Annotated in this window: 22 protein-coding genes; 5 read left to right on the top strand and 17 right to left on the bottom strand. The window is 72.9% G+C overall.

The genetic code is table 11. The features are described 5' to 3' along the window. Window positions 1–13 precede the first annotated feature (13 nt). The 12 genes from FN207_RS18980 to FN207_RS18925 form a co-directional block, all read right to left on the bottom strand. Complete coding sequence (locus FN207_RS18980; RefSeq protein WP_142460010.1) at window positions 14–1180, bottom strand: acyl-CoA dehydrogenase family protein; 1167 nt, start codon at window positions 1178–1180, stop codon at window positions 14–16. A gap of 10 nt (window positions 1181–1190) precedes the next feature. Continuing rightward, window positions 1191–2858: an AMP-binding protein gene (locus FN207_RS18975; protein WP_142460009.1), complete on the bottom strand. Its 1668-nt coding sequence runs from the start codon at window positions 2856–2858 to the stop codon at window positions 1191–1193. 105 nt (window positions 2859–2963) lie between these two features. Next, window positions 2964–3719 (bottom strand): SDR family NAD(P)-dependent oxidoreductase, encoded by a 756-nt coding sequence (locus FN207_RS18970; RefSeq protein WP_185938423.1) that lies wholly within the window; start codon window positions 3717–3719, stop codon window positions 2964–2966. A 23-nt stretch (window positions 3720–3742) separates the two neighbouring features. Then, window positions 3743–4234, bottom strand: a complete 492-nt coding sequence (locus FN207_RS18965) for a nuclear transport factor 2 family protein (RefSeq protein WP_142460007.1) — start codon at window positions 4232–4234, stop codon at window positions 3743–3745. Then, window positions 4234–4950 carry an ABC transporter ATP-binding protein gene (locus tag FN207_RS18960; protein WP_425459857.1) on the bottom strand — a complete coding sequence of 239 codons (717 nt, stop codon included), beginning with the start codon at window positions 4948–4950 and terminating at the stop codon, window positions 4234–4236. The genes FN207_RS18965 and FN207_RS18960 overlap by 1 nt, the downstream gene beginning before the upstream one ends. Beyond that, window positions 4943–5764, bottom strand: a complete 822-nt coding sequence (locus FN207_RS18955) for an ABC transporter ATP-binding protein (RefSeq protein ID WP_142460005.1) — start codon at window positions 5762–5764, stop codon at window positions 4943–4945. The genes FN207_RS18960 and FN207_RS18955 overlap by 8 nt, the downstream gene beginning before the upstream one ends. Next, on the bottom strand, window positions 5761–6765 hold the full coding sequence (locus FN207_RS18950; protein WP_142460004.1) for a branched-chain amino acid ABC transporter permease: 1005 nt from the start codon (window positions 6763–6765) through the stop codon (window positions 5761–5763). Before FN207_RS18950 ends, FN207_RS18955 begins: the two co-directional genes overlap by 4 nt. Next, window positions 6762–7649 (bottom strand): branched-chain amino acid ABC transporter permease, encoded by an 888-nt coding sequence (locus FN207_RS18945; protein ID WP_142460003.1) that lies wholly within the window; start codon window positions 7647–7649, stop codon window positions 6762–6764. Before FN207_RS18945 ends, FN207_RS18950 begins: the two co-directional genes overlap by 4 nt. A 126-nt stretch (window positions 7650–7775) precedes the next feature. Continuing rightward, on the bottom strand, window positions 7776–8966 hold the full coding sequence (locus FN207_RS18940; RefSeq protein ID WP_185938422.1) for an ABC transporter substrate-binding protein: 1191 nt from the start codon (window positions 8964–8966) through the stop codon (window positions 7776–7778). A 234-nt stretch (window positions 8967–9200) separates the two neighbouring features. After that, window positions 9201–10667 (bottom strand): aldehyde dehydrogenase, encoded by a 1467-nt coding sequence (locus FN207_RS18935; protein ID WP_221888281.1) that lies wholly within the window; start codon window positions 10665–10667, stop codon window positions 9201–9203. A 60-nt stretch (window positions 10668–10727) separates the two neighbouring features. Further along, complete coding sequence (locus FN207_RS18930) at window positions 10728–11168, bottom strand: nuclear transport factor 2 family protein (protein WP_142460001.1); 441 nt, start codon at window positions 11166–11168, stop codon at window positions 10728–10730. A gap of 8 nt (window positions 11169–11176) precedes the next feature. Continuing rightward, window positions 11177–12298: an NDMA-dependent alcohol dehydrogenase gene (locus FN207_RS18925; protein WP_142460000.1), complete on the bottom strand. Its 1122-nt coding sequence runs from the start codon at window positions 12296–12298 to the stop codon at window positions 11177–11179. Between the two features lie 283 nt (window positions 12299–12581). On the opposite strand from FN207_RS18925, the gene FN207_RS18920 reads away from it, so the two are divergent. Both FN207_RS18920 and FN207_RS18915 read left to right on the top strand, forming a co-directional pair. Next, window positions 12582–13523 carry an alpha/beta hydrolase gene (locus FN207_RS18920; RefSeq protein ID WP_142459999.1) on the top strand — a complete coding sequence of 314 codons (942 nt, stop codon included), beginning with the start codon at window positions 12582–12584 and terminating at the stop codon, window positions 13521–13523. A 61-nt stretch (window positions 13524–13584) separates the two neighbouring features. Then, the gene (locus tag FN207_RS18915) at window positions 13585–15255 is read left to right on the top strand and encodes a flavin-containing monooxygenase (protein WP_142459998.1); all 1671 of its coding nucleotides are present in this window, start codon (window positions 13585–13587) and stop codon (window positions 15253–15255) included. A 57-nt stretch (window positions 15256–15312) separates the two neighbouring features. On the opposite strand, the gene FN207_RS18910 is transcribed toward FN207_RS18915, so the two are convergent. The 3 genes from FN207_RS18910 to FN207_RS18900 are packed head-to-tail and all read right to left on the bottom strand — an operon-like array spanning window position 15313 to window position 18362. Next, entirely contained in the window at window positions 15313–16140 is an 828-nt protein-coding gene (locus FN207_RS18910; protein ID WP_142459997.1) for a mycofactocin-coupled SDR family oxidoreductase, read from the bottom strand. An 18-nt stretch (window positions 16141–16158) separates the two neighbouring features. Beyond that, window positions 16159–17205, bottom strand: a complete 1047-nt coding sequence (locus FN207_RS18905; RefSeq protein WP_142459996.1) for an LLM class flavin-dependent oxidoreductase — start codon at window positions 17203–17205, stop codon at window positions 16159–16161. Window positions 17206–17231: 26 nt separating this feature from the next. After that, window positions 17232–18362, bottom strand: a complete 1131-nt coding sequence (locus tag FN207_RS18900; RefSeq protein ID WP_142459995.1) for an acyl-CoA dehydrogenase family protein — start codon at window positions 18360–18362, stop codon at window positions 17232–17234. A 145-nt stretch (window positions 18363–18507) separates the two neighbouring features. Between FN207_RS18900 and FN207_RS18895 the strand changes: the two genes are divergently transcribed. After that, window positions 18508–19698, top strand: a complete 1191-nt coding sequence (locus tag FN207_RS18895; RefSeq protein WP_142459994.1) for a thiolase family protein — start codon at window positions 18508–18510, stop codon at window positions 19696–19698. Window positions 19699–19701: 3 nt separating this feature from the next. Continuing rightward, entirely contained in the window at window positions 19702–20469 is a 768-nt protein-coding gene (locus FN207_RS18890) for an SDR family NAD(P)-dependent oxidoreductase (protein ID WP_142459993.1), read from the top strand. A gap of 237 nt (window positions 20470–20706) precedes the next feature. Here FN207_RS18890 and FN207_RS18885 read toward each other — a convergent pair whose 3' ends face one another. Next, window positions 20707–21459 (bottom strand): FadR/GntR family transcriptional regulator, encoded by a 753-nt coding sequence (locus FN207_RS18885; RefSeq protein ID WP_142459992.1) that lies wholly within the window; start codon window positions 21457–21459, stop codon window positions 20707–20709. 136 nt (window positions 21460–21595) lie between these two features. Between FN207_RS18885 and FN207_RS18880 the strand changes: the two genes are divergently transcribed. Next, the gene (locus FN207_RS18880) at window positions 21596–22228 is read left to right on the top strand and encodes a TetR/AcrR family transcriptional regulator (protein ID WP_142459991.1); all 633 of its coding nucleotides are present in this window, start codon (window positions 21596–21598) and stop codon (window positions 22226–22228) included. A gap of 15 nt (window positions 22229–22243) precedes the next feature. On the opposite strand, the gene FN207_RS18875 is transcribed toward FN207_RS18880, so the two are convergent. Next, entirely contained in the window at window positions 22244–23659 is a 1416-nt protein-coding gene (locus FN207_RS18875; protein ID WP_221888280.1) for an MFS transporter, read from the bottom strand. Window positions 23660–23756 lie beyond the last annotated feature (97 nt).

The raw sequence follows: 23756 nt of genomic DNA, 5'->3' as shown, positions 1-23756 counted from the left end.
CGGCCGTCTCCCGTCAGTAGCTGCGCGGCAGGCCGAGCACGTGCTCGGCGGTGTAGTTGAGGACCATCTCCTGGCTGATCGGCGCGATCCGCATCAGCCGCGCCTCGCGGAAGTACCGCTCGACGTGGAACTCCCTGCCGTAGCCGAACCCGCCGTGCACCTGCAGGGCGACGTCGGCGGCGAGGAAGCCGGCCTCGGCGCAGAGGAACTTGGCGGCGTTGGCCTCCCGGCCACAGGGCAGCCCGCGGTCGACCAGCCAGGCCGCCTTCTGCACGACCTGCTCGGCGGCGTCGAGGCGGATCGCGGCGTCGGCGAGCTGGAAGCTGATGCCCTGGTTCTGCCCGATCGGCCGGCCGAACACCTCGCGCTGCTTGGCGTACTCGACCCCGCGGCGCAGCGCCGCCCGGCCGATGCCCAGCGCGGCGTTGGCGCTGATCACCCGCTCGGCGTTGAGCCCGCCGAGGATGGTGCGGAAGCCGTGCCCGACCTCGCCGACGACGTCCTCGTCGGCGACGAACAGGTCGTCGATGAACAGCTCGTTGGTGTCGACGGCGTTGCGGCCCATCTTGGGGATCTCGCGGATCTGCACGTGCTCGCGGTCCATCGGAGCGAAGAACAGCGTCAACCCGGCCGTCTTCTTCGCGGCGGGGTCGCGGGGGCTGGTGCGGGCCAGCAGCAGCATCCGCTGCGCCTCCTGCGCCTTGGTGATCCACACCTTCTTGCCCGAGACCAGCCAGCCGCCGTCGACCTTGCGCGCGGTGGTGGAGATGTTGGTCGTGTCGGTGCCGGCGTCGGGCTCGGTGACGGCGAAGGAGACGTGCAGCTCGCCGCTGACCGCCTGCGGCAGGAACCGCCGCTTGAGCGACTCCGAGCCGTGCTCGATGACCGGGTGGAAGCCGAAGATGCCGATGTGCACGGCGCTGCAGCCGCCCATGCCGGCCCCGGAGGCGGCGATCTCGTACTCGACCAGCGCCGCCTCGGTGACGCCGAGCCCGCCGCCGCCGTACTCCTCGGGGATGGTCAGGCCGAGCCAGCCGGCGTCCCGGACCGCGTCGTAGAACTCCCACGGGAACTCGTGGGAGTCGTCGTGCTGCATCCAGTACTCGTCCGGGAAGGCCTTGCACATGGCCCGGACGGCCTCGCGGATCTCCCGGTGGGTGGGGTCCTCGGCATAGTCCACGGCGGTCTCCTCAGCGGGTGCCGGCCGCCGCCGGGACGGCGGTCCGGTCATGGGTGTCGGGCGTGACGCCGTCGGCGCGGAGCACGGCCTTCTGCACCTTCTCCGAGGGCGTCTTGGGCAGCGCATCGACGAAGCGGACGTAGCGCGGGGTGGCGAAGGCCGGCACCCGGCCGGTGCACCAGTCCCACAGCTCGGCGGCGGTGACGCCGGGCCGGGCGGGGTCGGCGACGACGAAGGCCATGACCTCGTCCTCGCCCGCCTCGGAGTCGGCGGCCACGCCGACGACGGCGACCTCCAGGACGCCGGGGTGCGACAGCAGGCCCTGCTCGACCTCGTAGGAGCTGATGTTCTCCCCGCGGCGGCGCAGCGCGTCCTTGTAGCGGTCGACGAAGTAGAACCAGCCGTCGGCGTCCTTGCGCAGCGCGTCGCCGGTGTGGAACCACAGGTTGCGCCAGGCCTCGGCGGTCTTCTCCGGCATGCCGAAGTAGCCCAGCGAGCAGGTCCACGGGTGCCGCGGCCGGACGACGAGCTCGCCGACCTCGCCGACGGGCACCTCGCGGTCGGTCTCGGGGTGGACCAGCCGCACGTCGAACCAGTCGGCGGCCTGGAGGCCGGCGGCGCCGGCGGGGCGGTCCTCGCCGTAGGGCGACAGGATCGGCGCGCTGGTCTCGGTGAGGCCGAAGACCTCGGTGAACGCCTCGATGCCGTAGCGCGCCCTGAACCCCTCGACGATGGAGCTGGCCGTCGGGGCGGCGAACACGGTGCGCAGCACGTTGTCGGCGTCGTCCGGGCGCGGGGGCTGCTTCCAGACGAAGTCCATCATCACGCCGATGAGGTTGGTGGCCGTGACGCCGGAGTCGCGGAGCTGCTCGACCCAGCGGCTGGCGCTGAACCGTGGCCGGCAGACCAGCCGCGCGCCGGCGATGAGCGCCGGGTAGGCCGCCATGAACTGGGCGTTGCCGTGGAACAGCGGCGTGCAGGTGAAATAGGTGTCCTCGGGGGTCAGCCGCTGGAGGCTGACCACCTCCTGGCCGAAGAAGTACATCTGCGCGTGCGGCATGGCCACGCCCTTGGACGGGCCGGTGGTGCCGGAGGTGAAGAAGATCGAGGCGAGCGCGTGCGGCGGCGGGGTGGGGAACTCGGCGCCGGGCCGCGCGCCGACGGCGAGGTCCTCCCACGCGTCGGCCGCCCAGCCCGCGTCGCGCAGCAGGGCCAGCGCCTGCTCGCGGCTGCCGGTGTCGACCACCCAGAAGTGCTCGATCACCCGGGCGGCGTCGCCGACGGCGGCGAACCTGGCCGCGTGCACGTCGTCGATGACCGCGAAGCGGGGCGCGGAGGTGGCCACCTGGTGCTCGAGGAAGACGCCCTCGTAGGCGGTGTTGATCGGCACCTCGACCGTGCCGCCGACACCGGTGCCGAGCCAGGTGCGCAGGAACTGCGAGGAGTTCGCCGCCATGACCAGGACCCGGTCGCCGGTGCGGGCACCGGCCTCGGCGAGCCGGTCGGCCACCGACTCGGCCTGCTCGAGGGCCTGCGCGTAGGTGAAGGTCAGCCCCTCCTCCGGCAGGTCGAGGAGCACCGCGTCGGGGCGGCGGGCCGCGTGCGTGCGCAGGACCGTCGCGAGCGTCCAGTCATCCTGGTCCGGGAAGGCCGGCACCAGATCCGTGTAGTAGCGCATCTCTCCCCTAGCGACGGGGTCCCGCACGCCTCGCGCGGGAGCGAACCCACCTAATCATGTGCATGGTTGTTGCGCCAGTCCCCGCCCGCATCGAGGCGCCCGGTCTCAGGCCCGCGCGGGCAGGCCGCCGACGGCCCAGCCGCCGTCGACGGGCAGCACCACACCGGTCACGTAGCTCGCCCGGGGCGAGGCCAGGTAGACGACGGCGTCGGCGATCTCCGAGGGCTCCCCGAAGCGGTCCATCGGGATCCGGTCGAGGTAGCGCTGCGCGGACGCGCGCCCGCTGGCCATCATCGCCCGCTGCATGTCGGTGGCCACCGTGCCCGGGGCGACCGCGTTGACCCGGATGCCGTCGGCGCCCCACTCCACGGCCAGGGAGCGGACCAGCCCCTCGATCCCGGCCTTGGACGCGCAGTACGAGGCCCGGGCGGCGAAGCCCTGGACGGCGCAGATCGACGAGACCATCACGATGCTGCCGCCCGGCCCCAGCGCCTGCCGGACCACCTGCGCGCCGACGAACGCCGCGCGCAGGTTGACGTCGAGCAGGCGGTCCCACTCGGACAGCGGGTAGCCGACCGTCTCCCCCGGCGACGTCACGCCCGCGTTGGCGACGAAGGTGGCCAGGCCGCCCCCGAGCTCGGCGGCGCGGGCGACGGCACGGCCGAGCACCGCGGCGTCGCCCGCGTCCCCGACGACGGCGTCGTGGCCGGTGCCGAGCGGCGCGACCGCGTCGGAGAGGTCGACCCCGACCACCGCCGCGCCGGCCTCGGCGAACCCCTGCGCGATCGCCCGGCCCAGGCCCTGCGCGGCCCCGGTGACGACGACGCCCCGCGGACGCGTCTCCTCCGTGGGCGACGCCACCGGTGCCGCCTCGACCCCGGCGGTCACGAGCGGGCCGCCGTCGACCCGGCCACCGACTCCGGTGTGCCGGCGTGGGCGAAGCGGGCCTCCGCGGCGGGCAGGTGCACGACCCGGTCCACGGAGATGCGCTTGTGCGCGATGAGCAGCCCGCCGTCGCGCTCGACGTGGTCGTCGGCGTAGGTGCCCGTGACGACCCGCGTGCGGCCCTCCTCGAACATCGTGGCCTGGAAGTAGGCCGACGTCCGGACGACGTCGCCGGCCCGCTCGGCCAGCACGTTGGTGACCACGTGCCGGCAGACCGGGATCCGCAGCGCGTTGTGCGCCCGGTAGACGTCGAGGAACGCCTCGACTCCGGACTCGGTCGGGAGCTCCCCGCGGGTGACGCCGACGTCGTCGGTCACCATCGCGCGCAGCGCCTCGAGGTCGCCGTCGTCGACGGCCTGCGCGTAGCGGGCGTAGAGGCGGGCGCTGCGGGCGCCCAGCAGGGCGGGGTCGTCCCACCTGTCGTGGCTCATCAGGCACCCTTCCCGGCCAGGGCGGCCTCGCCGAGGAAGGCGCGCAGCACCGAGGCGTGGTTGCGGGCGTCGCCGGACGCCCCGGTGTAGACCACCTCGCCGCGGGCGACCGCGACGACGTCGTCGGCGAGGTCGAGCCCCGCCTCGGCGTTCTGCTCGACCATGAGGATCCCGATGCCGTCGTCGGCCATCTGCCGGACGCCGGCGAGGATCGAGTCGACCACCACCGGCGCCAGGCCCATCGACGGCTCGTCCATCAGCATCACCTTCGGCTGCGACATCAGCGCGCGGCCGAAGGCGAGCATCTGCTGCTCACCGCCGCTGAGCAGGCCGGCGGCCCCGTTGCGCCGCTCGGCGAGGATCGGGAACGTGTCGTAGACCCGGTCCAGCGTCTGCTCGAGCACCTTCTTGCCGGCGGTGTAGCCGCCCATCCGCAGGTTCTCGGCCACGGTCAGCGGGCCGAACACCCGGCGCCCCTCGGGCACCAGCGCGAGGCCGCGCCGGACCAGCCGGTGCGGGGCCTGGCCGAGGACCTCCGCGCCGTCGAGGACGACCGAGCCGCGCTGCGCCGGCACCATGCCCGCGATGGCCTTGAGCGTCGTGCTCTTGCCGGCGCCGTTCGCGCCGAGGACGAGCGTGATCTTCCCCTGGTCGACCGAGAGGCCCACGCCGCGGACGGCCTCGATCTTCCCGTACGCCACGTGCAGGTCAGTCACCGTCAGCATGCTCGCGCCACTTCCTCCCGAGATACGCCTCCTGGACGGCCGGGTCCCGGACGACCTCGGCGGGTGCGCCCTGGGCGATGAGCCGGCCGGAGTTCATGGCGAACACGTAGTCGCAGGTGTCGATCATCATCTGGACGTCGTGTTCCACCAGCAGCTGGCACAGTCCGCCGGTGCGCATGCTGCGCATGAGGGCGGAGATCTCCGCGCGCTCGGTCTGGTTCATCCCGGCGGTCGGTTCGTCGAGCAGCAGCAGCCGCGGCCCCATCGCGATGGCGCGGGCGATCTCGACCCGGCGCTGGGTGCCGTAGGACAGTTCCGCGGGGTAGTGGTCCTCGAAGCCCTCGAGGCGCGTCCGGGCGATCGCGTCGGCCACCGCCGGCGACGTGGCGCCGGGACGCAGCCACCCGGTGGGACCCCGCCTGGACCGCCCGCCGTCGGCACGGGCGTCCGCGCCGATCTGCACGTTGGCGCGGACGGTCAGGTCGGCCAGGAGCCGCACCGTCTGGAAGGTGCGGGCCACGCCACGTCCGGCCAGCCGGGAGGGGGCGACGTCGTGCACCGGCTGCCCGTCGAGCAGCAGCTCGCCGCGGGTGAGCCCGGTCAGCCGGGTGATCCCGGCGATCAGCGTGCTCTTGCCCGACCCGTTGGGGCCGATGATCCCGTAGATCCGGCCCGGCTCGAGCTGCAGCGAGATGCCGTCGACGGCCTTGACGCCGCCGAAGTGCACCGCGACGTCGCGGAGCTCGAGGACCGGGGCCGTACCGGCCGTGCCGGCGTCGTCGGTCTGCACGACGGGAGTGCTCACGGTGCCCCCTGCGTTCGGCCGGAGAGCTGGTCGAGCTCCCGGACGGGTTGTTCGGCGGCCTGTGCCACCAGGACCGCGGCCTCGTCCTCCTGCGGGCGCAGGCCGCCGTCGGCGTCGACCACCGGCCCACCCCGGGCGGCCGCCCGCCGGTCGCGGCGGACCCGCTGCACCCACCGGGTGCCGTCCTGCAGGACGCCGTAGATGCCGCGCGGCAGGAAGATCGCGGCGACGGCGACGATGACGCCGTAGACCAGCTCCTGCCACTCGCCGATGACGGTGAGCAGGTCGGGCAGCCAGGTGAAGATGACCGCCCCGATCAGCGCGCCCTTCCAGGACCGCGACCCGCCGACGATGATCATCGTCAGCGCCAGGACGATCAGGCCGAAGCCGATGTCGAGCGGGCCGACGGTGCTGCGCACGAGGACGTTCATGCCCCCCGCCAGACCGCCGAGGGCCCCGCTGACGACGAAGGCGGCCAGCCGGTAGCGGCGGACGTTGATGCCCATCGACGCGGCGAGTTCCGGGTCGTCGCGGACGGTGTCCACACGGCGGCCGAGCCGGCCCACCTCCGACATCGCGACCAGGGCGAGCACCGCCACGGTCAGGACGAACATCTGCCCCGTCGTGAAGTCGGTGATGATGCCGAACAGGCCGGTCGAGGCTCCGGTCAGCTCGCCGCCGTTGATCGCGATGACGCTGATGATCAGGTCGAAGGCGACCGTGGCCATGGCCAGGTAGAGGCCGCCCAGCCTGCTGATCAGCGCGCCCAGGAGGAGCCCGATCACCGCGGTGCCCAGGGCGGTCAGCGCGATCGCGGGCAGGGCATCCATCTCGTAGCGCAGCACGAGGATGCCGGTGGCGTAGGCGCCGATGCCGTAGGAGCCGGCGCCGGCGAAGGAGAACACGCCCATGCGCAGCGGCACCTGGATCGACAGCGCCAGCAGCAGCCCGGTCAGCGTCGACTGGACGAGGACGAGGTTGGCGTTGAAGAAGTCGCTCACGTGCGCCGCACCTCCTTGCGGCCGAACACCCCGGCCGGCCGCACGAGCAGGACGAGGAAGATCAGCCCGAAGCTCACCGCCTCGACCCAGGACCCGTTGGTCTGGGTGAGGATGACGACCTCCGCGGCGGCCAGCAGGTAGGCGCCGAACGCGACGCCGAGCATGCTGCCGACGCCGCCGAGGATGATGCACGCGAAGGCCTTGACCAGGAGGGTGTCCCCGCTCTCGGGCGTGATGGCGCCGAGCGAGAAGGTGAACAGGACCCCGGAGAGGCCGGCCATGCCGCCGGCGACGGCCATGGTGACCAGGGCCAGCCGGCGCCGGTCGACACCCATGAGCGCGGCGGTCTGCGCGTCGACGCCGATGGCCCGCAGCGCCAGGCCCTGCCGCGAACGGCGCAGCCACACCGCCGCCGCGGCCCACAGGGCCAGGGCCAGCAGCACGGTCAGCACCTGGATGTTGGTGATCCGCAGGCCGCCCAGGCTGATCGACTCCACGGTGAAGCTGGAGGCGTTGAGCCCGAAGGGGTTGCTCTGCGTGTGGTGCTGGGCGATGGCCAGCGGGATGATCGCCACCCCGATGCCGCCGATGAGGATCTGCATCTCGGCGGTGCGCCGGTCCCTGGCCCGCTTGATGATCTGCTCGAAGGCGACCACCTGGATCAGCACCGACATCAGTGCGCCGACGACGACCCCGATGAGCAGCACCGGCACGAGCCCCAGCGTCAGGCGCTCGAGCACGAGCGACGCCGAGAAGGCCGAGAACATGAAGACCGAACCGTGGGCGAAGTTCAGGATGTCGATCGTGCCCCACGTGATGCTCATGCCGAGGGCGAAGAGCAGGTAGACGGAGCCGAGCGTGACGACGCTGACGAGGTCCTGCATCACGCCTCCCCGCGCCGTGGCTGCTGGTGTGTCACCGGGTCTCCCGTCCCTGGTGGTGGTCCGACGGACTGCTGAGGGGGACGGGGTGGGCCGGCGGTCGCCCGCCCACCCCGTCCGGGGTCCGGGTCAGGCCCCGCCCGAGCCCTCGTAGAGGAGCTCCTCGCCGTCGCCGGTCCAGCGGACGACGACGCCGGGGACGACGATCGTGCCGTCCTCCCAGCTCAGGCCCTCGCCGAGCGCACCGTCGAAGGTGCTCTCGGCCTCGCTGACCATGGCGTCCTTGATGGCCTCGCGGTCGGCGGAGCCGGCCGCGGCGATCGAGCGGGCCAGGAACCAGGCGGCGTCGTAGGCCTCGGCGGCGTAGTTCAGCGGGTCCTCGCCGTACTCGGCGCGATAGGCCTCGACGAAGTCCTGGCTGGACTGGGCGGTCTGCTGGAAGTTGAAGTCGACCGGCCAGATCATGTCCGCGCCGTCGGCACCGGCCGGCAGCAGGTTGCCCGCACTGGCGCCCGAGTTGCCGAGGACCGGGCCGGTGTAGCCGGCCTGGCGCAGCTGCTGCATGACGGTCACGTTGGCCGCGCCCACCAGCAGCGCGACGACGGCGTCGGGCTGGCTGTCGAGCACCTGCGAGATCGGCGCGGAGTAGTCCTGCGTCGTCGCCGGGATGTCGATGCTCGCGGTGATGTCGATGCCGAGGTCCTCGGCCATCTGTGGCACCGTCTCGCTGCCCACCTCCTGCAGCGTGGGCGTGGCGCTGGTGTAGAGGACGCCCAGCGACGTGAAGCCCTGGTCCTCGATGTACTTCGACAGGATCGGGTAGTAGGAGCTCATCAGCGGCGTCGCGCGCCAGGTGTAGTCACCGACGACGACGCCGTCGCTGCCGGCCTGGGTGTAGATGACCGGCAGGCCGCGCTGCTGCAGCAGCGGCGACATCGCGATCGCCTCGTTGCTCGAGACCGAGCCGAAGACGGCGGCGACGTCGGTGTCCGCGATCGCCGTGGTGGCCTCCTGGGCCGCGGTCTGGGGCTCGCTGCGGGTGTCGACCAGCTCCAGCTCCAGCTGCGAGCCCTCGAGCGTGTCGGACTCGTTGATCTCCTTGACCGCCAGCTCGTAGCCCTTGTTGGCCGCGTTCCCGGCGAAGGCCACCACCCCGGTGGTCGGGTTGATCGAGGTCACCGTGATCGTCTCCGGCAGACCCTCCGACGAGCCCCCGCCGCCGCTGTCGCCCCCTCCGCAGGCTGCGGTGCCCAGCAGCAGGACGGCCGTGAGTCCGGCGAGGACGGCGCGCCGGGGGCGACGCCTGAGGTCGAGGTCCACGGTGGCTCCGATCAGTCCATATGATGCGCATCATTGGCATCGTGTGATCGGGACCATAGGGGGCGGCCGCAGCCGTGTAAAGAGCCCGGCGCCAACCGGCCCCGCTCAGGCCGGAACCTCCCCGGACACGGCGACGGCTCCACCCGCGCGGAGCGGGTGGAGCCGTCGTGGGTGGGTGGTCGACCCTCCCGCAGGGTCCCGCCACGAGCTCGCGAGCGGCGGGACGGGGTCCTCCTAGATGCCCTGGATCATCTTCGTCTCGAGGAAACCGGCGATGCCCTCCGGACCGCCCTCGCGGCCGAGACCGGACTGCTTGTAGCCGCCGAAGGGCTGGGTGACGCACATGCCCCAGTCGTTGACGTAGATCTGGCCGGTGCGCACCCGCCGGGCGATCGCCTCCCCGGCCTCCTTGTCCGCGGTGAACACCGCCCCGGAGAGGCCGTACTGCGAGTCGTTGGCGATGCGGACGGCGTCGTCGACGGTGTCGTAGGGGATCACCACGATGACCGGGCCGAAGATCTCCTCCTGCGCGATCCGCATGGCGTTGTCGACGTCGGCGAACAGCGTCGGCTGGACGTAGTAGCCGCGGTCGAGCCCCTCGGGCCGGCCACCGCCGGTCACCAGGCGGGCACCCTCCTCGACCCCGGCGGCGATGTAGCCCTCGACCCGGTCCCGCTGCCGCCCAGCGGCCAGCGGGCCGAGCACGGTGCCCTCCTCGCGGGGGTCGCCGACCTTCACCGACTCCATGATCGTCTTGACCTGCGCCACCACCTCGTCCTGCTTGTCCCGCGGGACGACGAGGCGGGTGAGCGCGGCGCAGACCTGCCCCGAGCTCCCGATGCCGGCGAACGTGACCGTCTGCGCCACGGCTGCGAGGTCGGCGTCGGGCAGCACGATCGCCGCCGACTTGCCGCCGAGCTCGAGCGTCACCCGGGCGATCCGCTCGGCGCACAGCGCCATGATCCGGCGGCCGGCCGCCGTCGAGCCGGTGAAGGACACCTTGTCGACGTCGGGGTGCCTCACCAGGTGCTCGCCGACCTCGCGGTCGCCGGGCAGGACGCTGACGACGCCGTCGGGCAGGCCCGCGGCCTCGATCGCCTCGGCGAGGATCATCACCGACACCGGGCCCTCGGGTGCGGGCTTGAGGACGATGGTGCAGCCGGCCGCGAGCGCCGGCGCGATCTTCAGCGACGCCGTGGCGACCGGCCCGTTCCACGGGATGATCACCGCCGCGACGCCGACCGGCTCCCGGACGATCGTGGCCTCGCCGCCGCCGGCGACCGCGCGCCGCTCCTCCAGCCGCAGGTCGGCGGCCAGGGTCGCGGCGTCGTCCCACATCGCCGCGGCGTTGGCGTGGAAGGCCTTGCTGATCATGGCCGGGGCGCCGATCTCGATCGTGAAGGAGTTCTCCATCTCCGGGATCCGCTTGCCGACCTCCTCCCCCACCCGGCGCAGCGCGGCGGCTCGCTCGGCCGGCGACATCCGCGGCCACGGACCCTCGTCGAAGGCCTGCCGGGCCGCGGCGACGGCGGCGTCCATGTCCGCCGGGCTCGCGTGCGGGACGGTGGCCACGACCTGCTCGGTGATCGGGCTGACCACCTCGATCACCGCGTCGGTCGCCGGCGGCACCCAGTGGCCGCCGATGAAGAGCTTGTCGAACGAGCGCACGCCGGTGCCGGCGCGCTCCTCCACTGCGGTCACGGTCGTCCTCCCTGGACGGAGACGGCAGAAATGGCCATTTCTGCCGGGGAACAGACGCGGTCAGGCATCGAAGCCCTCGAGCTCGGGCGGGGTGAGGGCCGAGATGCGGCGGGTGGCGATGCGCCAGCCCTCGGGCGTGCGCCGGTAGGTGTCCTCGTTGAGCGCGATCGCCTTGAACGCGGCGCCGCTGTTCGTGTGGCCCTCGGAGAACACGTAGTTCGTACCGCTGGCCGTGTCGCCGTCGAGGTCCACCACGTGGTTGGTGATGACGTGGAACTGGTCGGCGATCGCCGCGGCGTCCCGCTCGAAGAAGCCGAGGATCGCCGCGCGCCCCTCGAACCGCTCGAGGCCGACGGCGGTGGCGTCCCAGACGGCGTCGTCGGTGAACGCCGACGCCGCCTCCTGCGGGTCGAAGCGGTCGAGACCGCGGGCATAGACGTGGGTGGCCCGCTGGATGTCGAGCAGGTCGGCCACCTGGGTGCCGGGCCGGGTGAGGGTCATCGCGCGCCTCAGTCGTCGTAGACGATGACGCCGCGGATGTTCTTGCCCTCGCGCATGTCGGCGAAGGCCTCGTTGATCTGTTCGAGCTTGTACGTCTTGGTGATCAGCTCGTCGAGCTTGAACTGGCCGCTCTTGTACATCTCGGCGATCAGCGGGATGTCGTTCTTGGAGTTCGTCGTCCCGTACAGCGAGCCCTGCAGCCGCTTGCCCGACATCGCGAAGCTGAACAGGTCGAACTGCACGTCGCGCTGCAGCACCGGCGCGGCCGCCGTCAGCACGATCACCCCGCCGCGGCGGGTGAGCTGGTTGGCCTGCTCGACGATGTCCCCGCGGGCGACGTCGACGGTGATGATCACCCGGTCGGCGCCCTGGCCGTTGGTCATGTGCTCGATCAGCTCCCGGGCCTCCTCGAAGGAGCCCACGGTGTGGGTCGCGCCGAAGACCTTGGCCTTCTCCTGCTTGAAGGGCACCGGGTCGACGGTGACGATGTTGCGCGCGCCGCGGTGCACGGCGCCCTGGACGGCGTTCATGCCGACGCCGCCGGTGCCGAAGACGACGACGGTGTCGCCGAGCTGGATCTCCGCGGCGTAGACCGACGAGCCCCAACCGGTGGGGACGCCGCAGCCGATCAGCGACGCGGGCATCAGCGGGATCGACGGGTCGATCTTCACCGCGGAGTCGACCGGCACCGTGACGTACGGGCTGAAGGTGCCCAGGTAGCTCATCGCGCCCACACCCTGGCCGCGCGCGTGGATGCGGTGCGTGCCGTCGGGGGCGTACCCGGCGAGCACGCCGGCGCCGAGCTCGCACATGTTGGCGCGGCCGGCGACGCACATCCGGCACTTCCCGCAGGAGGGCAGGAAGGACAGGACGACGTGGTCACCCTCGGCCAGCTCGGTGACCTCGGGCCCGACCTCGGTGACGACGCCGGCGCCCTCGTGGCCACCGAGCACCGGCGCCCACGGCAGCGGGATGTCGCCGGTGTCGAGGTGGTCGTCGCTGTGACAGATGCCCGAGGAGGTGAGCTTGACCATCACCTCCCGGCGCTTGGGCGAGTCGAGCTCGATCTCCTCGACGCTCCACCCCGAGTTGATCCCGGGCTCCCACAGCAGTGCTCCAACGGTCTTCACGGCGCTCCCTCGAGTGAACGGCCCCGGGGCGTCCTCGCACCCGGGGGGACGGACAGCGGGCCGGCGGCCGGAGAGGCGGCGGGCGGGCCCGGCACACGTGACCGTAGCCACACCTCGCGGCGTGGCGGAAGAGTTCCTGCGCATCTTTCGCAGGTTCAGCCCGACCCGCCGCGCGGGGGTTGTGTCCCTGCGCATGGTCTACCTACTTTGTGTGGCCTGGGTCACCCGATGGTGTGGCAGCCATCCGGTGTCCCCCAAGCGAGCGGACACCCCTGGAGGCGACATGGCCCTGGACGAGGCGACGACGGCGCTGCTCACGCAGATGGCCGAGAGCGGCGCCAAGCCGCTGCACGAGATGACCCCGGAGGAGGCCCGCGGCCTGACCGCGACCCTCGGTGAGATGTACGGGCCCGGGCCCGAGATGCACCGGGCGGAGATGACGAGCGCGGCGGCGGACGACGGGTACGCGATCCCGCTGCACGTCCTCGTGCCGAACGAGAGCCCCCGCGGCGTGGTCGTCTACTACCACGGCGGCGGCTGGGTGATCGGCGCGCTGCCCGAGTTCGAGACGCTCGGCAGGACCCTCGCCCAGCGCACCGGGTGCGCGGTCGTGCTCGTCGACTACCGGATGGCGCCGGAGAACCCCTACCCGGCGGCCGTGAACGATTCCTGGGCGGCGCTGCGGTGGATCGACGGGCACCTGGAGGAGATCGCCGGGGCCCGCGTGCCGCTGGTCGTCGCCGGCGACAGCGCGGGCGGGAACCTCGCCGCGATCGTCGCGCACAAGGCGCGCGACGCCGGTGGGCCGGCCATCGCGATGCAGGTCCTCGTGTACCCGGTGACCGACTGCAACCTGGACAACGAGACCTACCGCGACCCCGAGAACCAGACTCTGCTCACCCGCGAGTCGATGGTCTGGTTCTGGGACCTCTACGCCCCCGAGCACGACATGCGCCAGCACCCGGAAGCCTCACCGTCCAAGCTCGAGGACCACTCCGGCCTGCCACCGGCCGTCATCCTGCTCGCCGAGCACGACGTGCTGCGCCAGGAGGGCCAGGAGTACGCCGACGCGCTCGCCGGCGCCGGGGTGCCCGTGCAGTCGCGCGTCTTCGACGGCCAGATGCACGGCTTCTTCACGATGGTCAACGTGCTGCCCGGCAGCGAGGCCGGCATCGCCTACGTCGCCGACGCCGTCGACCGCCAGCTCACCACCCAGCCCGCGTGACCCCCATCCCCCGGTCGCGCGGCGCCGCCGTCCCGGGACTTGCCCGAGAGGAACAGAACACATGACACAGACGCGCCAGCAGCCGTCGAACTCCGCGATCAGGGGTGTCCCCGAGGTCGACGCCGTCGTCGTCGGTGCCGGGATGTCGGGCCTGTACATGCTGCACAAGCTGCGCGGCCTGGGCCTGACGGTGCAGGTCTTCGAGCGGGGCGACGGCGTCGGGGGGACGTGGTTCTGGAACCGCTACCCCGGCGCCCGGGTCGACGTGAAGAGCATGGACTACAGCTTCTCCTTCGACTCCGAGCTGGAGCAGGAGTGGGAGTGGACGGAGAAGTACCCACCCCAGGACGAGCTGCTCCGCTACATCAACCACGTCGCCGACCGCTTCGACCTGCGCCGTGACATCAAGCTCGAGACCACGGTCACCGAGGCGGTCTTCGACGAGGACGTCGAGCGCTGGCACGTGCGCACCGACCGGGGCGACCAGCTCTCCGCGCAGTACGTCGTCATGGCCACCGGGTGCCTCTCGGCGTCGAAGGTGCCGGAGGTCCCGGGGCTCGACCTCTTCCGCGGCCGCTGGTTCCACACCGGGCACTGGCCCGAGGAGGGCGTGGACTTCAGCGGGCAGCGGGTCGCCGTCATCGGCACGGGCTCGTCCGGCGTCCAGGCCATCCCGCTCATCGCCGAGCAGGCGGCCGAGCTGACCGTCTTCCAGCGGACGCCGAACTTCGTGCTGCCGGCCCGCAACCACCCCATCGACCCGGAGCACCAGCGCTCGGTCAAGGCGCGCTACGCCGAGGTCCGCCAGGCCGCGCGGGAGTCGGGTTTCGGCATCGCCGTCCCGACGCCCGAGAAGTCGGCCCTGGAGGTCCCCGCCGAGGAGCGGCGGGCCCGCTACGAGAGCGTCTGGTACGACGAGGACAACAACCTCGTGGACATGCTGGTCAGCTACAACGACATGATCACGAGCAAGGAGGCCAACGACACGGCGGCCCAGTTCGTACGGGACCGGATCGCCGAGATCGTGGAGGACCCGGAGACGGCCGCCGCGCTGCAGCCGCACGACCACCCCTTCGGCACCAAGCGGCCGTGTCTCGGCACGAACTACTACGAGACCTACAACCTGCCGCACGTGCGCCTGGTCAACGTGCGGAAGACGCCGATCGTGGAGATCACCCACCGGGGGCTGCGCACCACCCAGGAGGAGTTCGAGTTCGACGACCTCGTCTTCGCCACGGGTTTCGACGCGATGACCGGCGCCCTGACCGCGGTCGACATCCGCGGCCGCGGTGACGTGCGACTCCAGGACAAGTGGCACGCCGGTCCGCGGACCTACCTGGGCATCCAGGTCGCGGGGTTCCCGAACCTCTTCACCATCACCGGTCCGGGTAGCCCGTCGGTCCTCTCCAACATGGTCACCTCGATCGAGCAGCACGTGGAGTGGGTGGCCGAGGCGATCGCCGCGATGCGCGCCGAGGGGCTGGCGACGATGGAGCCCACGGTCGAGGCCGAGGACGAGTGGACCGCGCACGTCGACGAGGTGGGGCACATGACGCTCTACCCGACCGCCGACTCCTGGTACATGGGCTCGAACGTGCCGGGCAAGCCGCGGGTGTTCATGCCCTACATCGGCGGGGTGGGTGTCTACCGGCAGAAGTGCGACGAGGTCGCGGCCAACGGCTACGAGGGCTTCGTCCGCCGTCCGCAGCGGGTGCCGGCCGGCATGAGCTGAGCCGCGCACGACGAGAGGGGCGGGAGCCGCGGCTCGCGCCCCTCTTCGTGTGTCCGCTCAGATGAGGAGTGTGCCCATGTCGACGGGCAACGCGGTTCCGGTCACGTACTTCGCCTGCTCCGACAGCAGGAACAGGACGGCGTCGGAGATGTCGCCGGGCTGCACCGGACCGCGCTCCATGACGTTGGCCATCCACCCGGGTGGAGCGTCGGCCTGCAGGTCCTTGGTGAAGAACTCGTTGCTGATCATGGGGGTGTCGACGCCGGCGGGGATGACCGTGTTGACCCGGATGCCGTACTTCCCGAGCGCCATGGCGTAGTTGCGCATGAGCGCGAGCACACCGGCCTTCGCCGCCCCGTAGGCCATGTGGCCCGGGTTGAGCATCTCGACCTTGTACGCGACGCCCCGGAAGGTCGACGTCGACCCGGTGATGACGATGGCCCCGCCGCGGTCGCGCTCGACCATGCCCGGCGTCACCGCCCGCAGCGTGTAGAAGACGCCGGAGAGGTTGGTGGCGACGGTGTCGTGCCAGGCCTCCAGCCGCTGGGCGTGCGGGCCGGTCGAGGGCAGGATCCCGGCGTTGGCGCAGACCAGGTCGATCCCGCCGAACTGCTCCTCCACCTGCGCCACGGCGGCGTCCACCTGCTCGACGTCGCGGACGTCGCCGACGATGCCGAGGAACTGCCGGCCGTGCTCGCGGACGAGCTTCTCGGTCTCGGCCAGGTCCTCGGGCGTGGACATCGCGTACTGCACCGAGTCGAACTGCCTGACGACGTCGACGACCGCGACGTCGGCCCCCTCCGCCGCCAGCCGCACCGCGTGCGAGCGGCCCTGACCGCGCGCGCCGCCGGTGACCAGGGCGACCTTCCCGTCGAACCGTCCCATGTCCGTCCTCCAGTCTCGTCAGGCCGTGCCCGCGGGCACGGGGTCGGGTTGTGGGGTGGGCAGCGCGCGGATGGCCGGCACCACCTCCCGCCCCAGCCGCTCGATGGCGGCGATGGTCTCGTCGGCCGACATCGACGGCCACTGTGGGCGGAGCAGCAGCGGGTCGACCGGGAACCGGGTGCACAGGTCGGTGAGCTGGGCGACCACCTCGGCGTCGCTGCCGACGACGGCGTGCTGCGCGACGCTGGTGAGGAAGTCGCGGTCGAGGGTCTCGGCGTCGCCGGCGTACTTCATGCCCTTGCTGGCGTAGGAGAGGTACTTCCCCTTCGACACCCGGGCGTACTCGACCAGCGCCTCGTCCCGGGAGTCGGCCACCTGCACGTTGCGGCGCACCGGCTGCGGGCCGAAGGGCTTGCCGCGTGCGGCGAAGCCCTCGCGGACGGCGGCGAAGCGCTCCTCGATCTCGTCGTAGGTGGCCTCGGGGGTCACCGGGAAGGCGTCGCCGAACCGGCCGGCCCGACGCGCCCCCGCCACGCTCTGCGCGCCCACCCAGATCGGCGGGTGCGGGTCCTGGACCGGCTTGAGGTGCGGCCTGACGCCCTCGAGCTGCCAGAACCGGCCGTGGTGGGTGACCTCGTCCTGGGTCCAGAGCTTGACCAGGAGCTCGAGGATCTCGTCGGTGCGCGCCGCCCGCTCCTTGAACGGGATGCCGAGGTAGTCGAACTCCTCGGGCCGGTAGCCGATGCCGGCGCCGAAGACCAGCCGGCCCTCGGTGACGACGTCGAGGGTGGCGAGCTCCTCGGCCAGCAGCACCGGGTGGTAGAGCGGCGCGATCATGATCTGCGTCGCGAGCCGGGTCTCCCGGTCGCACTCGGCGGCCAGCCGGGCCAGCAGCGGCACCGGCTGCAGCCAGCGCAGGTCCCCGTAGAGGAAGTGCTGGCCGATGGCGATGTAGGTCATGCCGGCCTGCTGCGCGGCGGCGACGATGCGCCGCACGTCGTCGAACTGCTGGGCGGGGGGAACGGTGCTCGGGACGTCGGAGAGCAGCATGCCGACGGCGACCATGGCGGTCCTCTTCTCTGTGTCCGGGATCAGCGGGCGGGACGGGTCAGGGTCTTGGCCAGCTGACCCAGCAGCACCTCGTTGCCGCCCTCGTAGATCCGCATCGGGCGGGCGTTGCGGTAGAGCCGCTCGATCGTCGAGCCGGTGACGACGCCGAAACGGCCCATCATCTGCACGCAGCGGTCGGCCACCCTGCCCGCGGTCTCGGTGGCGGCGACCTTGGCCATCGACGACCAGTGCAGCGCGCCCTGCGGGTCCTGCGCGGCCTTGGAGGCGGCGGAGTAGGTGAGCAGCCGCGCCTGCTCCACCTCCATCCAGCAGGTGCCGAGCATCTGCGGGATCGGGCCGAGCCGGGCCAGCGGGCTGCCGAACTGCTCGCGGCCGGTCGTGTGCCGGACCGCTTCGTCGAGCGCCGCCTGCGCCAGCCCCACCGCGGAGCCGGCCACCGACACCCGGAAGGTGGCCAGCGTCTGCAGGACCAGCGGGAACGCCTGCCCGGGCTGACCGACGCGGGAGTCCAGGGGCACCCGGACACCGTCGAAGCGGACCTCGCCGATGACGTGAGGGGCGATGAGGTCGGGGCCGGAGGTCACCATGACGCCGGGGGTGTCCGCCGGGACGAACACCAGCGAGAAGCCGGCCTCCTCCTTCGCCAGCACGGTGAAGAAGGCCGCGGCCGGGGCGTTGGTGATGAAGGACTTGTGCCCGTCGAGCACCAGCTCGCCGTCGCGCTCCACGACGGTGGTCGTGATCGAGCGCAGGTCGGATCCGACGTCGGGCTCGGTGAGGCAGAGCGCCGCCACCGCCTCGACGGCGACCACCCGCGGCAGCCACTCCTCCTGCACCCGCGGGCTGCCGGCCACCGACAACGCGTAGCTGCCGATGCCCTGCATGGCGAACAGCGAGTCCAGGTGGGCCGACACCCCACCGAAGGCCTCCCGGACGACGGTGACCGCCAGCGGGTCGACCGTCTCCGACGCGCCGCCGTGCGCGGCCGGGACGGTGACCTGCACCAGGCCGCTGGCCTGCAGCGCCTTGCGCATCACCGGATCGACGTCGGTGGCGGCGTCGGCCTCCCCGGCGCGCGAGCGCACCTCGTCGCCGGTGGCGCGGGCCCGCTCCAGCAGCTCGCGGTGCGCGGCCGGCAGCTCGAACGACATCCCTGGCTCCTCCTGGGGTGACACCCCGGCGCCGTCGCCGGGGGCGGTCCGGACAGCGCACCAGGCGGCCGAGCGGACCTATCCATGTTATTGGTGCTCATGGTTATTGTGTCAACGACCACAGCGACTCCGAGAGGACGAGACCGTGCCCGCAGCCGTCGTCGTCGACGCCGTCCGCAGCCCGATGGGCCGCGGCAAGCCCGGGGGTGCCCTGTCCGGGCTGCACCCGGTCGACCTGCTCGCCCAGGTGCTCCAGGCGCTCGCGCAGCGCAGTGACCTCGACCCCGCCACCGTCGACGACGTGCTCGTCGGCTGCGTCGGCCAGAACGGCGAGCAGTCCGCGACGCCGGGCCGGCAGGCGGTGCTGGCAGCGGGCTGGCCGGAGTCGGTGCCCTCGGTGACCATCGAGCGCAAGTGCGGCTCGGGCCAGCAGGCGCTCGACTTCGCCGTCCAGGGCGTGGTCGCCGGCGCATACGACGTCGTCGTCGCGGCCGGGGTGGAGTCGATGAGCCGGGTGCCGATGGGATCGGCCCGCGGCGACGCCGACCCCCACGGACCGCGCGTGGCCGAGCGCTACTCCCCCGGGCTGGTGCCGCAGGGGATCTCCGCGGAGCTGGTCGCCGACAAGTGGAGCCTGTCCCGCGAGCGGCTCGACGCGTACGCCGCCCGCTCGCACGCCCGCGCCGCCGAGGCCACCGCGTCCGGGGCCTTCGACCGCGAGATCATCCCCGTCACCACACCCGACGGTGTCGTCTCCGCCGACGAGACCATCCGTCCCGGCACGACGCCCGAGAGACTGGCCGGGCTGAAGGCCGCCTTCGCCGGCCATCCGCTCGCCGCCCGCTTCCCGGAGCTGGACTGGAAGATCACCGCCGGCAACTCCTCGCAGCTCACCGACGGCGCGGCCGCGGTCCTGGTGATGAGCGAGGAGCGGGCCGGCGCGCTCGGACTGAAGCCGCGGGCGCGGATCGTGGCCAGCGCCGTCACCGGTGACGACCCGGTGCTCATGCTCACCGGGCCGATCCCGGCCACCCACAGGCTGCTCGCCCGCTCCGGCCTGTCGCTCGACGACGTCGCCGCCGTCGAGGTCAACGAGGCCTTCGCCTCGGTCCCGCTGGCCTGGCAGGCCGAGTTCGGCGTCGACGACGCCCGGCTCAACCCGCGCGGCGGTGCCATCGCCCTCGGGCACCCCCTGGGCGCCTCCGGCGTCCGGCTGGCCACCACGCTGCTCGGCTTCCTCGAGGACACCGGCCAGCGGTACGGACTGCAGACCATGTGCGAGGCCGGCGGCATGGCCAACGCCATGGTCATCGAGAACCTCTCGGCGAAGGGCTGAACCATGGACGTCACTGCAGGGTCCGCGGTCGTCACCGGTGCGGCGTCGGGCCTCGGCCTGGCCACCGCGCGCCGGCTGGTCGAGCGCGGTGTGCCGACCGTCCTCGTCGACCTGCCGACGTCGGCCGGTGCCGACGTCGCCGCCGAGCTGGGCGGGAAGACGCGCTTCGCCGCCGCCGACGTGACCGACCCGGAGGCGGTCGCGGCCGCCGTCGCTCAGGCCGACGAGCTCGGACCGCTGCGCACGCTGGTGCACTGCGCCGGCCGCGGCGGCGCGATGCGCGTCGTCGACAAGGAGGGCAGGCCCGGATCGCTCGAGTTCTACGAGTCGATCGTGCGGGTCAACCTCATCGGGACCTTCAACGTCCTCAGCCAGGCCGCCGCGCGGATGGCGGCACACGAGCCGGTCGACGGTGAGGAGCGGGGGGTCTGCGTGCTCACCGCGTCGGTGGCAGCGTGGGAGGGCCAGATCGGCCAGCTCCCCTACGCCTCGGCCAAGGCCGGCATCGTCGGGCTCACGCTCGTCGCCGCCCGCGACCTCGCCAGCAAGCTGATCCGCGTCGTGACCATCGCCCCCGGCACCTTCGACACCCCCATCCTCGCCCGGCTCCCCCAGAGCGTGCGCGACTCGCTGGGCCAGATGACGCCGCACCCGAGGCGGCTCGGCGTCCCCGACGAGTTCGCCCGGCTGGCGCTGGCCATCGTGGACAACCCGATGCTCAACGGGGAGACGATCCGGCTCGACGGCGCGATCCGGATGCAGCCCAAGTGAGTCGGCAGCGAACGCGGGCGAGGGAGGAGACGTGCCGCGGAGCAGCCGGATGACACGGTGAGCCGTTCCGGCGGCCGCCGGCCGAGCCGCTGATCGCCGCCGTCGAGGGGCCGGCGGCGGCCGGCCGAGGAGGCGTTCGCGCGGTCGTGGGGGGTCTACGCGCCGATCCGGTCCCCGGAGGACGCGCGGGCGTTCACCGAGAAGCGCGCCCCCGGATGGAGGGGGCGCTGAGCGCGGTCACTGCCAGCTGATGACCTGGTCCATCAGCTGCGGGTGCCGCTGGAGCACCCAGTCGGCGTACTCCTGCATGTGCTCCCGCATGAGCCGCTCGGCGGCGTCGGCGTCGCCCTGCGCGATCGCCGCGGCCACGGCGGCGTGCACCTCGAGCACGTGCTTGCGCTCGTCGCTCGGCGAGAGGAAGCCGTTGACCTGGTCGCGGAAGATGTCCTCCAGCGAGACGCAGAGCAGGTTGAGCACCGGGTTGCCCGACATCGAGGCCACGCCGCGGTGGAAGTCCTTCGTCGCGTCGAAGTAGGCGGTGTCGTCCTCGACCGCCGTCACGTCGGGGTCCGCGAGCTGGCCGACCAGTTCCTGGCCGCGCCGCTCGGCGGCCAGCCGGGCCATCATCGGCTCGAGGATGAGCCGCGCCTCGACGAGCTGCCCGAAGGTCATCCCCCCGAGGTGGAAGAACAGCGTCGACATCCGGCCGTAGTCACGGCTGCCGACCTCGATGACCATCGGGCCGCCGTTGCGCCCCGGCTTCATCGTGATCAGCCCGTGCACCTCGAGGATGCGCAGGGCCTCGCGCAGCGACCCGCGGCCGACGCCGTAGTCCTCGAGCATCTGCGCCTCGGAGGACAGCAGCGTGCCCGGCGGGAGCTTCCGGGAGACGATCTCGTGCACGATCTCCTGCGCCAGCGCCTCGGCGACCTTCGCACCCCGCTTGATGGGCCGGGGAGCGTCGGCGCGGGGCCGCTGGGCGGAGAGCATGGTTGAGAGAATACCGGCCGGTAGGCGCTTCAGCCCGGTTCTGGACGCCAATCCCCCATCATGGTGAGCATGGTTACTGGGGAACCGAGCCGACGGCGTTCCCCGCGGCCAGATCACCGGGCCCTACGCTCTCCCCGTGGCCACAGCACTGGTCTCACCGGAGGGCCTGACCGAGGACGACGCCCACCGCCGGGTGCGCATCCTCCTCGCGCTGGCCACCTGCATGGCCGCCAAGGGCTACCGCGCGACGACGATCTCCGACATCGCCCGCGAGGGCCGGGTCTCCAAGACCGTCGTCTACGCGCACTTCCGCGACAAGGAGCACTGCCTCCTCGAGCTCTACACCCGCGCCACGGACGCGATGCTGGAGACCGTGCACGCCGCCCAGCAGCGCGCCGTCGCCGACGGGCTGTCCTGGCCGCAGCGGCTGCGCACCGCCGTGCACGCCTACCTCGAGGTGCTCGCCGCCAACCCCGACGTGGCCTGGGCGGCGCTGGTGGAGGTGCAGGCGGCCGGCCGGCACGCCCTCGCCCTGCGCCGCCAGGTGATCGACCGCTACGTCGAGCTCATCTGCGGCGTCGCCTCCGACCTCGCCGAGCAGCACCCCGACGAGGTGCGCCCGGTGGACCGCGCGCTGGTGCTGGCCGCCGTCGGCGGGCTCAACGAGCTGGTGCTCGCCCGCGTCGAGCGCGGCGAGGCCGCCCACCTCGACGAGGACACCGACGTCGCCACCGAGGTGCTCGTGCGGCTGGTCACCCGCCGTCCCTGAGCGCCCGGCCCGCGATCAGCGGCGGGCCGGTCGCAGTGCCAGCACCGCCAGTGCCCCGGCCGCGCTGAGCCCGGCGCCGGCGAACGCGGCGGCGTCCCACCCGGCGAGCAGCCCGGCCGCGGTGCCGGCCGGCGCGCCGGCGGTGACCAGCAGGACGACGAGGGTGACGCCGACGGCGGCGCCGAGGTAGCGCGCGGTGTTGTTCGCCCCGCTGCCCATCCCGGCCCGCTCCGCCGGCACGTGCGCCACCGCCTCCCGGCCCAGCGCGGCGTTGGCCGCCCCGTAGCCGACGCCGAGGACGACCAGGCCCGGCAGCAGGGCCGTGGCCCGGCTGCCGGTGTCGAGGACGGCGAGCGCGGCCAGCCCCGCCGCCGACACCGCGAGGCCGCCGGCCAGCAGCACCCGCCCGTCGATCCCGGGCAGCCAACGCAGCCCCACCGACGTCGCCGTCGCCACCGCGGACCACACCAGCACGAGCACCGTCACCGCCAGCAGGCTCTCGCCCAGGGCGCGCTGGAGCACGGTGGCCAGGAAGGACATCAGCCCGACGGTGGCCGCCCCGGTGACCAGCGCGCCGAGCGTGGCGGCCACGAACCCGCGCACGCGGAACAGCCCGAGGTCGACCATCGGCGCGCGCACCCGGCTCTCGGCCAGGACGAAGGCGGCCGCCAGCACGACGCCGCCGGCGATCAGCCCGACCACCGCGCCGGCCCCCGCGCCGGTGCGGGTGGCCACCAGCCCGACGAGCAGGCAGCACACCGCGGCCACGAGCAGCACCGGCCCGGGGACGTCGACCCGCGGACGGCGTCCCGGCGCGGCCCCCGGCAGGAGCAGCCGCGCGGCGACCGCCAGCAGCAGCGTGACGGCCGCGGTCGCCGCGTGCGTGGCACGCCAGCCGGTCTCGCCGTCGAGCAGCACCGCGGCCAGCCCGCCGACGCCGGTCCCGGCACCGAGGGCGGCGCCCCAGACCGCCGCCGCCCGGGCCCGCGCCGGCCCGAGCGGGAACACCTGAGCGATGAGGCCCAGCGAGCAGGCGAGGACCGCCGCGCCGCCGACGCCCTCGACCAGCCGGCCGGCGACGAAGACCCCGGTGGAGCCCGCCGCGGCGGTCAGCGCGGCGCCCACGGCCAGCAGCACCAGGCCGCCGGTGAACACCCGCCGGCGACCCACGTCGTCGGCGGCCGCGCCGGTGACCAGCAGCGCCGCGGCCAGCCCCACGCTCATCGCCGACAGCAGCCACGCCTGCCCGCCCGCGCCGGTGCCGAGGTCGGCCGCCGTGGCCACCGAGGTGGCCAGCGGGGTGACGAAGGCGGCGAGGACGACGAGGGTGCTGGCCGCGACGACGGCGAGCGTCCGCCGCTGCAGGACGGCGAGCGGAGGGCCGACGGCGGCGGGTGCGGCGTCGTTCCGGGACGTGACCGAGCGGGACACACGAGCCCCCAGCAGCAGGTCGGTTGGACTGTCCAACCGAGGTGGGCCGACGCTAGCAGGCACTCACACGTGCGCACCACCCCGGCGCCGGACAGGC

The organism is Geodermatophilus aquaeductus (assembly GCF_900182545.1).
In the GTDB taxonomy this organism is placed as follows: Bacteria; Actinomycetota; Actinomycetes; order Mycobacteriales; family Geodermatophilaceae; genus Geodermatophilus; species Geodermatophilus aquaeductus.
The sequence above is the reverse complement of the archived record's forward strand: the minus strand, read 5'-3'. Positions and strand labels throughout refer to the sequence as shown.